Source organism: Allobrachymonas sp. (assembly GCF_041912815.1).
In the GTDB taxonomy this organism is placed as follows: Bacteria; Pseudomonadota; Gammaproteobacteria; order Burkholderiales; family Burkholderiaceae_C; genus Brachymonas.
The window spans coordinates 454,493-467,249 of sequence record NZ_JAYRLV010000001.1; the positions used below are offsets into that span (position 1 = coordinate 454,493).

The following is a 12,757-nucleotide window of genomic DNA, read 5'->3' on the forward strand; positions in this document are numbered from 1 at the left end:
CGCACAAGGAAGCGGGCGCTTTTCAGCTCCCCGCGCCGTGTGCCGGTGAGAAGTCCGAGGCACTCAGCATGCGTGCCATGTCCAGTGCAGCCAACAGGCTCTGCGCATCGGCCCTGGCAGTCCCCGCCAGATCGAAGGCGGTGCCATGGTCTGGACTGGTGCGCACAAGCGGGAGGCCGAGCGTGACGTTGACGCCCTGCTCCACTCCGAGGTATTTGACAGGGATCAGTCCCTGGTCGTGGTACATGGCAATCACGACGTCACAGAACGGAATCGGTGCATGTGCAGCAGCATGGGCCTGCATGAAGACGGTGTCGGGTGGATAGGGACCATGCACATGCATGCCCAAGGCCTGCGCACGTGCCACCGCAGGAATGATCGCCTCCTGCTCCTCGGTGCCGAACAGCCCTCCCTCTCCAGCGTGGGGGTTGAGCCCCGCCACGGCGATGTTCGGAGGGCGATGGGCCTGCCGCGCCACGGTACGCGCCAGAAAATCATGGGTGATGCGCAGGGTTTCCTCGACCTGGGAAGCTGTCACTGCCTCGATCGCCTGGCGCAGGCTGACATGGATGCTGTTGAGGACGGTGCGCAGATCCGGATTGGCCAGCATCATCCGCACCGGCATGTCGGACACGGAAACCCCTGCATGTTCCGCGGCCAGCGCCTGCAGCATTTCGGTATGCCCCGGCCATGGATATCCGGCCTGGGCCAGCGCCTCCTTGTGGATGGGCGCGGTGACCAGGGCACGGTAACGTCTCTGGAGCACGCCTCGCGCTCCATGCTCAATAGCCTGCGCGGCCATGTGGCCTGCCAGGGACTGCACCTGTCCCCATGCGGGCAAGTCGGAGCACGGCTTTCCCACCTGCGACACTCGCAGGATCGGCTGCCCTGCCAGGCCCTGCCGAGGCGCTTCATTTTCAGGCACCAGAAGGGGAATGTTCTGGGATGGAAGGCCATGACGCCTGCAGACATCGAGTGCGCGCTCCATGATGCGCCGATCGCCCGCCACCACCGCATCCCGGAAAAGTTCTGGCCGTGCGGCACAGGCCTTGACGATGATCTCTGGGCCGATGCCGGCTGGATCCCCCATGCTGATGACGATGGGAGGTTCGGCAAACGCCGACGCAATGAAAGGCGAGGAAGAGTGCATGAGTCTCTGACAGCACGGGTACGAGACGTCCCCGTGCATAGGGGAACAGTTCGGGAAGTTTCACGGCAGTGACGCACCGATCATGCCGGATTGTCGATTTCGATGTACTGGTGCTCAAGCCCGTGCAGGTCGGCAACGGCACGCCCCAGTGCCTGCACGCCGTAGCGCTCGGTGGCATGGTGCCCACAGGCAATATACGCCACCCCACATTCCCGTGCATAGTGCACCTGAGGCTCGGAAATCTCGCCCGTCAGATACACATCCGCTCCTGCTGCGATGGCTGCCTCGAAATACCCTTGCCCGCCTCCCGTGCACCACGCCACGCGCCGTACGGAACGGTGGGATTCTGAAGGCTCGACCAGCAGGGCACGGTGGCCCAGCACGCGCTCCACGTGCTGGGCAAACAGGGCTGCGCTGGGAAAAACGTCTCCGGCCGGCTCCCCAAGACAAAGCAGGTTCTGTTCGCCCGTTCGCTCCTCCACCCGCAGACCGAGCTGCAGACCCAGCTGAACATTGTTGCCAAGCTCAGGATGGGCATCCAGGGGAAGGTGGTACGCGTACACATTGAGGTCATGCTGCAGGAGCAACCGGAGTCGCTCCTTCATCCAGCCAGTGACGCGACCATCCTGTCCACGCCAGAACAGGCCATGGTGCACCAGCAGGGCATCGGCTCCTGCCGCGATGGCCGCCTCGATGAGTGCACGGCTTGCCGTGACTCCTGTCACCAGCCGACGAATCTGCGCCCTGCCCTCGACCTGCAGTCCATTGGGGCCATAATCGCGGAAGCCGCCTGGTTGCAGTATCTGGTCCAACGTCTGCAGCAGTTCATTGCGGTGCATGAATTCTCCTTCCTGAAAAAGGGGGCGTCTGTGAATGAAGCACGGCCCCGTTTTGCCGCCACCTTCCGGTCATGAAACGTCTTTGGTTGTTATTTTCGCAGGTCGTGACCGTGGTTCTCGCCGTGTATCTGGTCGTGGCGGCGATGCGTCCGCAATGGCTTGGCGGCATGGCGCGCACATCGGGAGCATCTGCTCCCATCGAAGTGACCCCCTCCTCGCATCAGCCTCCCCCCGAAACGCTGCGGAGCGCGGCACGCACGGCCTCGCCTGCGGTGGTGAGCATCATCACCAATCCCGATCAGCGCACGGGGGACGGTCGGGACAGGCTGTCGCCTCCTGCTGCTGCGGCATCGAGCGAAGACGGCGAAGACGATATCTTTTCCGGAGTGGGCAGCGGGGTGATCGTCGACCCGCGCGGCTACATCCTCACCAACAACCATGTGCTGCAGGAGGCGCGGACCATCGAAGTGGTCCTCAATGATGGACGGCATGCGAATGCGCGCACCGTGGGAACCGATCCTGATACCGATCTGGCCGTGCTCAAGATCGATCTCGGACAGGTGCCTGCCATTGCCTTCGGAGACTCCACTGCCTTGCAGGTGGGAGACCCCGTGCTGGCCATCGGCAATCCATTCGGAGTGGGCCAGACCGTGACGAGCGGCATCGTGAGCGCGCTGGGCCGCAGCCAGCTGGGCATCAACACCTTCGAGGATTTCATCCAGACGGATGCAGCCATCAACCCGGGCAATTCCGGTGGTGCGCTGGTCGACATCCATGGCAAGCTGATCGGCATCAATACGGCCATCTATTCCCGCACCGGGGGATACATGGGCATAGGGTTTGCCACGCCTGCCGCCACGGCACGCCAGGTGCTTGAGGGCATCATTCGCGACGGGCATGTGACGCGGGGCTGGATCGGCGTGGAACCGTCCGACCTGACTCCGGAGATGGCAAGCACCTTCCATGTCCCCGAGGGCAGTGGCGTGCTGCTGACGGGGGTCATCCAGGGCGGACCGGCTGCCCGTGCCGGCATGCTTCCGGGGGACCTGATCACCACGGTCGATGGCTCCCGGGTGGACAGTGTGCAGAGTCTGCTGTCCACCGTTTCGGGCCTGAAGCCGGGCAGGACAGCCCCGTTCGGGGTCATGCGCAAGGGAGCGACGGTGGTGCTGCAGGTCACGATCCAGCAGCGGCCTCGGCCGCCCAAGGCAGCAATACAGAACGCTCCAGGAGTGACGGAATAGAAAGCCCCTACCCTACGGATTGACGTTCGGCACCTTGCAGTGTCGCTGGGCAGAACGCCGAATCCTGGATACGGAACGTGGACCTACTTGCCTGTCGTGACGTCGGTCGACGCAGAAGTCTGGGCTTCTTCTGCGTCTTCGGGAGCACGGCCCACATGCGAGAACCACCGCGCTCCCAGAATGCCGATTTCATAGAGCAGGCACATGGGAATGGCCAGTGCCAGCTGCGACATCACATCGGGAGGAGTCACTACAGCCGCCACGATGAAGGCCACCACCACGAAGTAGCCCCGGAACGCCCGCAGCTTCTCGACCGTGACCATCTCGAAGCGCACCAGCAGCATGACGATGATGGGCACCTGGAATGCCAGTGCAAATGCCAGGTACAGCGACAGAATGGCCTCTACATAGGAGGCTACGTCCGGAGTGGCCGCCACGGAAGCCGGTGTGAAGCGCTGGATGAAGGTGAACATCTTGTCCAGCACGAAGAACTGCACAAAGGCAATGCCGCAATAGGCCAGGAAGCTCCCGAAGATGATGAGGGGAAGTGCAAACTGCTTCTCGTGCCTGTACAGGCCGGGCGCCACGAAGGACCACAGCTGGTACATGACCCACGGCAGAGCCAGCAGCACGGCCACGATCATGAGCACCTTCAGGGGAATGAAGAAGGGCGAGAACACATCCACCGCGATGAGTCTGGCGTTGGGTGGCATGTGGGCGCGGATGGGGTGCGCGATGAAGTTGAGCAGCCCATCCGGCCCCGGATAGATCGCCAGCACGATCGCAGCGGCCGCGATGCCGTACAGGCTGTAGAGCAGACGGTCACGCAGCTCGATGAGGTGTTCGACGAAAGGCTGTTCGGAGCCGGTGAGTTCGTCTTCCTGGGAAGGGTCTGCCATGGTGGAAGGGTCAATCAGTCACGATGAAGGCTGGCGCCGCCAGAAGGACGCGCCAGAGAAGTCTGCGCCAAGGAAACACGGATGCATGGAAGTGGCGCGGAATGGCCCTGCCTTTACACGCGGGGCGTGGGCTTGCGTGGACGGAAGCGCGCCACCCGGGCCGCCCCCGATTGCACATGGGTGCGCACGCCCTGCCGTGTCTTGTACCAGTGCGGCATGGCGGTGCGCTTGATGCGCCAGTTCTTGCGGGGAGGCTGGTAGGTGGTGTGCCCCACATCGGCCCAGGACATCCCGCTCGCAGCACTGCCTGCGGCGGCACCGTTCGGCAGAGGAGACTGCGCAGCGCCTTCGGCGCCTTCCAGCCCCGCCTGCATCTCTCCGGCAGTGGCATGAAAGGACTGCTCGACATCGTGAGCAGCCTGCTCGACGGAGTCCTTCATCTTGCGCAGCTCTTCCATTTCCATGGTGCGAGCCACTTCGGACTTGACGTCGTTCACGTAGCGTTGCGCGCGCCCGAGCAGCGTGCCCACAGTGCGTGCCACGCGAGGCAGACGCTCCGGCCCGATGACGATGAGCGCCACCGCGCCAATCAGCGCCAGCTTGGAAATACCCAGATCGATCACGTCCGCCTACCCCCGGCTCCCGAAGACTCAGGACTTGTTCTTGGCCTCGACATCGATGGTGCGTGCCGCATTGCTGGCAGCGGAAGAGTCCGCAGTGACCTTGGGCTGATCGGCAGCCGGCGTTTCGCCATCGCGCATGCCTTCCTTGAAGCCCTTGACGGCGCTTCCGAGATCGGAACCGATGTTCTTGAGCTTCTTGGTACCGAAGATCATCACCACGATCAGCAGCACGATGAGCCAATGCCAGATCGAAAAAGAACCCATGTCGCTCTCCTAGCAGAATCAATGAGGGGATTGTAATGGGGCAGGCCCGGATGCGCAGGCTCCCCTGCACTGCCCTTTGCACGCGTCAAGGCGCTCCGCCCTGCAGATGGTGCGGAATCCAGGTTGTTCAGCCCTTGAGCCAGGGACGAGGGCCACCGATGACGTGCACGTGCAGGTGTTGAACCTCCTGTCCACCGTGCTCCCCCGTGTTGATGATGATGCGGAAGCCTCCCTGGGGATAGGGCTCGCAGCCCTGCTCCATCGCCAGGCGCGGGGCGAGGGTCATGATCTTGCCCATGAGAGCGGCATCTTCCGCTGTGAGCTGTGCCATGGACGGAATGTGTCGCTTGGGCACGATGAGGAAATGCACCGGCGCCCAGGGGTGGATGTCATGGAAGGCGTAGACGTCCTCGTCCTCGTAGACCTTGCTGGAGGGAATCTGGCCCTCGACTATCTTGCAGAAAATGCAGTCCGGATCGTGTGTCATGGCAATGAAAGAGGAAGAGAAAGGAAATGGCGTGGAACACGCCACCCTGGAATGACAAAACTGGATCAGGGAAGTACAGGCCGCCCATCCCGCATGCAGACCATGCCCCGAACGATGCGATAGAGGAACCAGATCGACACCAGACTCCACGCCACCCAGCCGGGAATGAGCATGATCCAGAGGGGTGCGGTGATGGCATACCACAGGGCCGCCCAGATCACCGTACGGATGCGCCAGCGAAAATGGCTCTCCTGCCAGGTGCCGGCGGCATCGTCCCGCATGACCAGATCCAGCACAAAGGCGACGATCAGCAACCCGACTCCGACCTGCGTGCCGGGCAGCACCGCCGAGACGGCCACGATGAGATGGAGCACATAGCTGACCCACCCCACGGACACAAGACGATCCAGCCGGTCAGCGCCTGTCTGCGCCTGGGACCCGGTGCCCCCCTGTTCGGGAGGCTGCGCACGGAATTCACGGGCCTGCACGTCGATGATGTCATCCTTCATGAAGCTCTCCTGCGTAAAGTGAACTGTGCTGGACTGTGCGGAACTGTGCCGCACCGCGTCAGGAAGATGCGTACCCGCGTGAAATCAGGACGCGGTACGACCGGCCTTTTCCACCAGGCCGCTCACGCCTTCGCGTCGTGCCAGCTCGCGTGCCACGTCTTCCGGGCGCAAGCCGTAATAGGCGAGCGCCACCATGGTGTGGAACCACAGATCAGCGACTTCGTACACGAGCTTGTCCTTGTCGCCGCCGGCACTCACATCCTTGGCGGCCATGACGGTTTCGGTGGCCTCTTCTCCGACCTTCTTGAGGAAACCATCGGGCCCCTTCTGGAACAGACGGGCCACATAGCTCTGCCCCGGATCACCTCCATGGGAAGGCAGGCGGGATTCGATGACGTCGGCCACCCGGGCCAGCGTGTCTGTGACGGACATGTTCATGGGACTCATTTGTAGATGCTGTGCGGGTCTTTCAAGACCGGATCGACGGCCTGCCAGGCACCCTGCTGCAGACTCTGGAAGAAACAGCTGTGTCGCCCGGTATGGCAGGCAATGCCGGGCTCGTGCCCCGTCTGTGTGACCTTGAGCAGGATGACGTCGTTGTCGCAGTCGAGGCGGATGTCGTGCACGATCTGCACGTGGCCGCTCTCTTCCCCCTTGAACCACAGACGCTGGCGCGAGCGGCTGAAGTACACGGCCCGGCCCAGCTCGGCAGTCTTGGCCAGTGCTTCGCGGTTCATCCAGGCAAACATGAGCACGTCGCCACTGTCGCGCTCCTGGGCGATGACAGGTACGAGGCCCTTGTCATCCCAGCGCACGGCGTCGAGCCAGGCAGGGGCAAGGGAGGTGGAAGAAGTATCCATGCGCAGGGTTTCCTGTTCAGAGGCGGACCGGAATGCCCTGGGCAGCCAGATGCCGCTTGGCCTCGCCCACGGTGAATTCGCCATAGTGGAAGATGCTGGCAGCCAGCACGGCATCGGCTCCGCCTTCGCGGATGCCCTCGGCAAGATGGTCCAGCGATCCCACGCCACCGGAGGCAATGACGGGAATGTCGACGACATCACTGACCGCACGGGTCAGGGCCAGATCGAAGCCGCTCTTGGTGCCATCGCGATCCATGCTGGTGAGGAGAATTTCTCCGGCTCCGTAATCGGCCATCTTGCGTACCCATTCCAGGGCATCGAGTCCGGTGTTGCGGCGTCCGCCATGGCTGTAGACGTCCCAGCCCTCTCCCCGCGCCGCGAGCTCGTCGGGCGCGGTGCGGCGCTTGGCGTCGATGGCGACCACGATGCACTGCGAACCATAGCGCTCGGAGGTCTCGCGGATGACACGCGGGTTGGCGATGGCGGCCGAATTGAAACTGGTTTTATCTGCGCCTGCGTTGAGCAGACGACGCACGTCCTCGACGGTGCGCACGCCCCCTCCTACCGTCAGGGGAATGAAGACCTGGCTGGCCACGTCCTCGATGATCTGCAGGATGAGATCGCGGCCGTCGCTGGTGGCGGTGATGTCCAGGAAGGTGATTTCATCGGCACCCTGCTCGTTGTAGCGGGCAGCGATCTCGACGGGGTCACCGGCGTCTCGCAGTTCGACGAAATTGACGCCCTTGACGACGCGGCCGCCGGTGACGTCCAGACAGGGAATGATGCGTTTGGCTAACATGCGGAGGATTGTACGGTGCGGAGCCCCTCGGCGGGGGTCGGGTGGTGCCATGCGAGCCGGAGTTCGCGGTGGATGCGGGTATTGTCGAGCCGCCGGGATTCCTGCATGAAGCTCAGGGAGACGGCAGAGAGCTGCTCACGCGCCTGCTCCAGCGTGATGCGGGGCGGGCGGGGCAGACCATACAGATCGGCAGCCATGTCGAAATACGCCCCCATGGTACTCACGGAATCGTCATTGGCGTTGTAGGTACGCAGGGAACGGCCGCGCCACAGGGCGATGCGGCAGGCGCGCGCAAGATCATCGGCGTGGATGTGGTTGGTATAGACATCCTCATCGGCACAGAGCACCGGAGTCCCTCGTTCCAGGCGGGAACGCGGTGTGCCGCCTTCACGGTCGGGAGCATAGATGCCGGGAATGCGCAGGATCTGCATGGCAGGGGCCTGCAGGGCCTGTCGTGCCCAACGCTGCAGTACCTGCTCCGCATCCACCCTGCGCCGGGCGCGAGCCGTCAGGGGCTGCAGGGGCGTGGTTTCCGGAGTCCACTGTCCCTGGCGATCGCCGTAGACACCGCTTGTGCTGCCATACACCCAGTGGGAGGGAGCCCCGTGGCGCCGAAGGGCTGCCACGAGCGCCCGGGTGCGGGCATCTCGGTTGTCCCCATGGGAAGGAGGTGGGGCAAGGTGCACGACCCACTGGGCCAGCCCGGCCAGGCGCCGCAGGCTGGCAGGCCGATCGAGATCGCCCTGCAGGGGCGTTACCCCCAGTGCCCGCAGTGCAGGGACCTGCGCAGGGTCACGAACGAGCACCCTTGCGCGCGGCCCATGGGCCGCAGGGGCCACCAGCAGACGGGCAAGCCGGGTACCCACATCCCCGCAGCCCACAATGAGCACTCGGGGACGACGGAATCGGGCAGGAAGGGCTGGCCGCACGGGATACAGGCTGAACATGGTCGGGGATAATAGGCGTGAGGGGCAGGTGAAGGAAGCGGAGATCCTGCCCCGGTCCGTTGTATGGAGTGCGGAGCAATGGGCAAGGTCCCGCGTGTCGAGGATTTTGCTGCAGGGTTCCGCCGTTGTTATATATCAGGAGCGTGATCCCAAATGGGTTTTCAGGTCAACGTACAGCCGAGTGGTCGTCAGTTCGAGGTGCTTGCGGACGAAACGGTGCTGGATGCCGGCATACGGCAGAACATCGGGCTGCCCTACGGCTGCAAGGATGGAGCCTGCGGGTCGTGCAAATGCCGCAAGCTCAGTGGCGAGGTGGAACACCGCCCCTATCAGAAGAATGCCCTGTCGGATGCGGAAGCCGCAGAAGGCTACATCCTCACCTGCCGTGCGCTGCCCCGGAGCGATCTGGTGCTGGAATCGCGCCAGGTGACCTCGGAAGGAGCGTTCCCCGTGCGCAAGATGCCGGTACGGGTGATGCACCTCGAACAGCTCTCGCCCGACGTGATGCGGGTCACACTGCAGCTGCCTGCCAATGTGCCCGTGCAATACCATGCGGGCCAATACATCGACTTCCTGCTCGCCGATGGGCAGCGGCGCAGCTACTCGATGGCCACGGCGCCCCATGAGGTCGATCCGGCCCTGCCGCGCATTGATCTGCACATCCGTCACATGCCGGGAGGCAAGTTCACCGACCATGTCTTCGGCAGCATGAAGGAAAAGGAAATCCTGCGCATCGAAGGCCCCTATGGCAGCTTCTTCCTGCGCGATGACAGTGCCGGTCCGTTGCTGTTTCTGGCGTCCGGGACCGGATTTGCTCCTGTCAAGGCGATTCTGGAACAGATGGCCCACCAGAACAGTCCGCGCGCCGCCGTGCTCTACTGGGGCGCCCGCCGTCCGGCCGACCTGTATATGCACCAGTGGATGCTCGACTATTGCAGCGCGCATCCGCATGTGCGCTATGTGCCCGTGATTTCCGAGGCCCAGCCCGAGGATGGATGGCAGGGACGTACCGGGCTGGCGCTCGATGCCATGCTGGCGGATGTGCCCGACATGCACGACCACGACGCCTATGTGTGCGGCTCGCCGGCCATGGTTCAGGCTGCCCACGCCCGCTGCGTGCAGGAAGCGGGCCTGGCCGACGACCGCTTCCATGCAGATGCCTTCACGTCGCTGCGCGACAAGCAGACGGCCCCGGAAGCCACGGCAGACTGATCGAGAGACGCAGGCGAATCGCATCGCATCGCAGGGGTGAGATGACCTGCGTCTTTCTCCTGCATCGCACATATATATCCCACAGGGCAAGGCCCGGCACTCCTCTGCAGGAATGCCGGGCCTTGCGTTGGGGACAGCGGGAAGCGCGCGTGCTGTTCACATGCAGGAACGGCACGCCCTCCGCGAGGGTGTCATTCGCCGAGATAGGCGGCGCGCACCTTGGGATCGTCGAGCATGGTCCTGGCATCGCCCGTCATGGTGAGAACGCCCGAGTCCATGACATAGCCGCGGTCGGCAATGCCCAGGGCTCGGCTGGCGTTCTGCTCCACGAGCACCATGGTCACGCCCTGTCGGTGCACGTCATCGACCACCTCGAAAATCTTGTCCACCATGATCGGGGACAGGCCCATGGAGGGTTCGTCGAGCAGCAGAAGCTTGGGCTGTGCCATGAGGCCGCGAGCCATGGCCAGCATCTGCTGCTCGCCACCGGACATGGTGCCTGCGAGCTGGTCCTTGCGCTCCTTGAGACGGGGAAAGAGCGCAAACATGCGCTCGATGTCCTCGGCAATCCCCGCCTTGTCGTGCCGGATGAAGGCGCCCATCTGCAGATTCTCGGTGATGGTCATGCGCGTGAAAATGCCACGCCCTTCGGGAATCATGACCAGGCCGTCCTTGACCAGATCCCAGGCGCCACGCCCCCGGATGCTCTTGCCCAGGAACTCGATGTCTCCTGCGCGCATCGGCAGCAGGCCGGTGATCGCCTTCATGGTGGTGGTCTTGCCGGCTCCGTTCGAGCCGATGAGCGACACCAGTTCCTTGCCGTACACCTCGAAGCTGATGCCCTTGACGGCATTGATGCCGCCATAGGCCACTTCGAGCCCCTTCACCTTCAACAATACGTCGCTGTTCGTCGCTGTCGTCATTTGGGTCATCCTGTGCTCAGTGGTTGTTGGGGCCGAGATAGGCTTCGATCACCTTCTCGTTCTTCTGCACTTCGGCAGGTGCACCCTCGGCAATGGGCTTGCCGTAATCGAGCACGGTGACCCGATCGCACAGCCCCATCACCAGCTTCACGTCATGCTCGATGAGCAGGATGGTGCGGTTGTCCTTGCGGATGCGGTCGATGAGTTCGCGCAGCTGCACCTTCTCGGTGGCGTTCATGCCGGCAGCAGGCTCGTCGAGCGCGATGAGCTCGGGATCGGTGGCGAGCGCACGGGCAATTTCGAGCCGGCGCTGATCGCCGTAGCTCAGGGTGCGGGCCCGGAAGTCGGCATAGCGCCCGATGCCCACATAGTCGAGCAGTTCGCGGGCACGGTCGCGGGTGGCCTTTTCCTCGGCCTTGAAGCCAGGCGTGCGGAAGATGGCTCCGATTACCCCGGCACGGGTGCGGATGTGGCGGCCCACCATGACATTTTCCAGGGCCGTCATGTCGGAAAACAGACGGATGTTCTGGAAGGTGCGGGCAATGCCCGCCTTGGCCACCAGATGGACGGCGGTGGGCTCGTACGGCTTGCCGCCGAGCTCGAAGGTTCCACTGTCCGGGGTGTACAGGCCTGTGATCACGTTGAAGAAGGTGGTCTTGCCGGCACCGTTCGGGCCGATGAGGCCATAGACCTGACCCTGCTCGATATGCAGGCGCACATCGCTCAATGCCTGAAGACCGCCAAACCGCTTGGATACGTTGCGTACGTCGAGAATCGTCTTGCTCATGATGGTCTCTGCGCCTCAGGGATTGACGGAAAACTGGCGGACTTCGGTCGTCTCTGGCACTGCGTCGGACGGGAAGTCGATGCCCGGAGGATTCTGCTGCGCCGTCTCGGGCTGGATCTTGCCGACCGGCTCGGGGGCGGCAGCCTGTCCATGCTCGGGAGAGGGCCACAGGCCACGCGGACGCACCAGCATCACGATGATCATGGCCAGCGCGATCAGCAGCTGACGCAGAATGGCCGGATCGAGACGCCCATCGGTCATGGCCTGCAGAGGATCGGCCACATAGCGCAGCACCTCTGGCAGCGCAGACAGCAGCACGGCCCCCAGGATGACCCCCGGCAGGTGTCCCAGACCGCCCAGCACCACCATGGCGATGATCATGATGGATTCCATCAGGCTGAACGACTCGGGCGAGACAAAGCCCTGGAAGGCTGCGAACATGGAGCCGGACACCCCGCCGAAGCTCGCGCCCATGCCGAAGGCAAGGAGCTTGAGGTTGCGGGTGTTGAGCCCCATGGCCTTGGCGGCCACTTCATCTTCGCGTATGGCCATCCAGGCGCGTCCGATGCGGGAATCCTGCAGGCGATAGCAGATGGCCACGATGAACACCACCAGCACCAGAAAGAGGTAGTAGTACAGCGTCACCGACTGGATCGTGAAGCCCCCGAGCGTGAGGGACTGCGACAGCGGATAGCCGAACACGGTCACGGCGTCGATCTGCCCTATGCCCTTGGGACCGTTGGTGATGTTGACGGGCTGGTCGAGGTTGTTCATGAAGATCCGGATGATTTCACCGAATCCCAGGGTGACGATGGCCAGATAGTCTCCGCGCAGCTTGAGCGTAGGTGCCCCCAGGAGCACCCCGGCGAAGGCAGCCAGGGCGGCCGAGATCGGAATGACGCCCCAGAGCGGCAGGTGCAGCCCGTTCGGGAACATGGCCGCAATGGCCGGGAAGGTCTCGGTCAGGTGCGGCGAGGCCAGCAGGCCGAACAGATAGGCCCCCACGGCGAAGAAGGCCACATATCCCATGTCGAGCAGGCCTGCATAGCCCACGACGATGTTCAGGCCGACAGCCAGCATGATGTAGAGCAGCGAGACATCGGCGATGCGCACCCAGGCGTTGCCGAAGCCCTGCAGCACCAGCGGCAGCACGATGAGGCCGACTGCGGAGAGCAGGAATACCAGGAGTTTGTTTTTGGTGGTCTGCATGGTGA

The 12,757-nt window shown here is 63.5% G+C and carries 16 protein-coding genes; 2 read left to right on the plus strand and 14 right to left on the minus strand.

From position 1 onward, the window contains the following. Positions 1–22 precede the first annotated feature (22 nt). Positions 23–1,150: a 4-hydroxythreonine-4-phosphate dehydrogenase PdxA gene (gene pdxA, locus ACE3P9_RS02115; RefSeq protein WP_374491462.1), complete on the minus strand. Its 1,128-nt coding sequence runs from the start codon at positions 1,148–1,150 to the stop codon at positions 23–25. A gap of 80 nt (positions 1,151–1,230) precedes the next feature. Continuing rightward, positions 1,231–1,989: a Nif3-like dinuclear metal center hexameric protein gene (locus ACE3P9_RS02120; protein WP_374491464.1), complete on the minus strand. Its 759-nt coding sequence runs from the start codon at positions 1,987–1,989 to the stop codon at positions 1,231–1,233. 71 nt (positions 1,990–2,060) lie between these two features. On the opposite strand from ACE3P9_RS02120, the gene ACE3P9_RS02125 reads away from it, so the two are divergent. Further along, positions 2,061–3,233 carry a S1C family serine protease gene (locus ACE3P9_RS02125; RefSeq protein ID WP_374491466.1) on the plus strand — a complete coding sequence of 391 codons (1,173 nt, stop codon included), beginning with the start codon at positions 2,061–2,063 and terminating at the stop codon, positions 3,231–3,233. A gap of 83 nt (positions 3,234–3,316) precedes the next feature. On the opposite strand, the gene tatC is transcribed toward ACE3P9_RS02125, so the two are convergent. From tatC to ACE3P9_RS02170, 9 genes are all read right to left on the minus strand, one after another. After that, positions 3,317–4,132 carry a twin-arginine translocase subunit TatC gene (gene tatC / locus ACE3P9_RS02130; protein WP_374491468.1) on the minus strand — a complete coding sequence of 272 codons (816 nt, stop codon included), beginning with the start codon at positions 4,130–4,132 and terminating at the stop codon, positions 3,317–3,319. Between the two features lie 113 nt (positions 4,133–4,245). Next, on the minus strand, positions 4,246–4,755 hold the full coding sequence (tatB, locus tag ACE3P9_RS02135; protein ID WP_374491470.1) for a Sec-independent protein translocase protein TatB: 510 nt from the start codon (positions 4,753–4,755) through the stop codon (positions 4,246–4,248). A gap of 27 nt (positions 4,756–4,782) precedes the next feature. Next, positions 4,783–5,019 carry a Sec-independent protein translocase subunit TatA gene (gene tatA / locus ACE3P9_RS02140; RefSeq protein WP_374491472.1) on the minus strand — a complete coding sequence of 79 codons (237 nt, stop codon included), beginning with the start codon at positions 5,017–5,019 and terminating at the stop codon, positions 4,783–4,785. A 127-nt stretch (positions 5,020–5,146) separates the two neighbouring features. Next, a complete protein-coding gene (locus ACE3P9_RS02145) occupies positions 5,147–5,506 on the minus strand; it encodes a histidine triad nucleotide-binding protein (RefSeq protein ID WP_374491474.1) in 360 nt (119 codons plus the stop codon). Positions 5,507–5,571: 65 nt separating this feature from the next. Further along, a complete protein-coding gene (locus tag ACE3P9_RS02150; RefSeq protein ID WP_374491476.1) occupies positions 5,572–6,015 on the minus strand; it encodes a DUF4870 family protein in 444 nt (147 codons plus the stop codon). 84 nt (positions 6,016–6,099) lie between these two features. After that, complete coding sequence (locus ACE3P9_RS02155) at positions 6,100–6,447, minus strand: phosphoribosyl-ATP diphosphatase (protein WP_374491658.1); 348 nt, start codon at positions 6,445–6,447, stop codon at positions 6,100–6,102. 11 nt (positions 6,448–6,458) lie between these two features. Then, positions 6,459–6,875 (minus strand): phosphoribosyl-AMP cyclohydrolase, encoded by a 417-nt coding sequence (gene hisI / locus ACE3P9_RS02160; RefSeq protein ID WP_374491478.1) that lies wholly within the window; start codon positions 6,873–6,875, stop codon positions 6,459–6,461. A gap of 16 nt (positions 6,876–6,891) precedes the next feature. Further along, positions 6,892–7,674: an imidazole glycerol phosphate synthase subunit HisF gene (gene hisF / locus ACE3P9_RS02165; protein ID WP_374491480.1), complete on the minus strand. Its 783-nt coding sequence runs from the start codon at positions 7,672–7,674 to the stop codon at positions 6,892–6,894. After that, positions 7,668–8,621, minus strand: coding sequence for an SDR family oxidoreductase (locus ACE3P9_RS02170; protein ID WP_374491482.1), 954 nt, complete (start codon positions 8,619–8,621; stop codon positions 7,668–7,670). The genes hisF and ACE3P9_RS02170 overlap by 7 nt, the downstream gene beginning before the upstream one ends. A 153-nt stretch (positions 8,622–8,774) precedes the next feature. Here ACE3P9_RS02170 and ACE3P9_RS02175 point away from each other — a divergent pair, with 153 nt between their 5' ends. Further along, the gene (locus tag ACE3P9_RS02175; RefSeq protein ID WP_374491484.1) at positions 8,775–9,833 is read left to right on the plus strand and encodes a CDP-6-deoxy-delta-3,4-glucoseen reductase; all 1,059 of its coding nucleotides are present in this window, start codon (positions 8,775–8,777) and stop codon (positions 9,831–9,833) included. Between the two features lie 191 nt (positions 9,834–10,024). Here ACE3P9_RS02175 and ACE3P9_RS02180 read toward each other — a convergent pair whose 3' ends face one another. The 3 genes from ACE3P9_RS02180 to ACE3P9_RS02190 are packed head-to-tail and all read right to left on the minus strand — an operon-like array spanning position 10,025 to position 12,752. Next, the gene (locus ACE3P9_RS02180; protein ID WP_374491487.1) at positions 10,025–10,756 is read right to left on the minus strand and encodes an ABC transporter ATP-binding protein; all 732 of its coding nucleotides are present in this window, start codon (positions 10,754–10,756) and stop codon (positions 10,025–10,027) included. Between the two features lie 16 nt (positions 10,757–10,772). Then, the gene (locus tag ACE3P9_RS02185) at positions 10,773–11,543 is read right to left on the minus strand and encodes an ABC transporter ATP-binding protein (protein ID WP_374491489.1); all 771 of its coding nucleotides are present in this window, start codon (positions 11,541–11,543) and stop codon (positions 10,773–10,775) included. A gap of 15 nt (positions 11,544–11,558) precedes the next feature. Beyond that, positions 11,559–12,752 (minus strand): ABC transporter ATP-binding protein, encoded by a 1,194-nt coding sequence (locus ACE3P9_RS02190; RefSeq protein WP_374491491.1) that lies wholly within the window; start codon positions 12,750–12,752, stop codon positions 11,559–11,561. Positions 12,753–12,757: the final 5 nt, after the last annotated feature.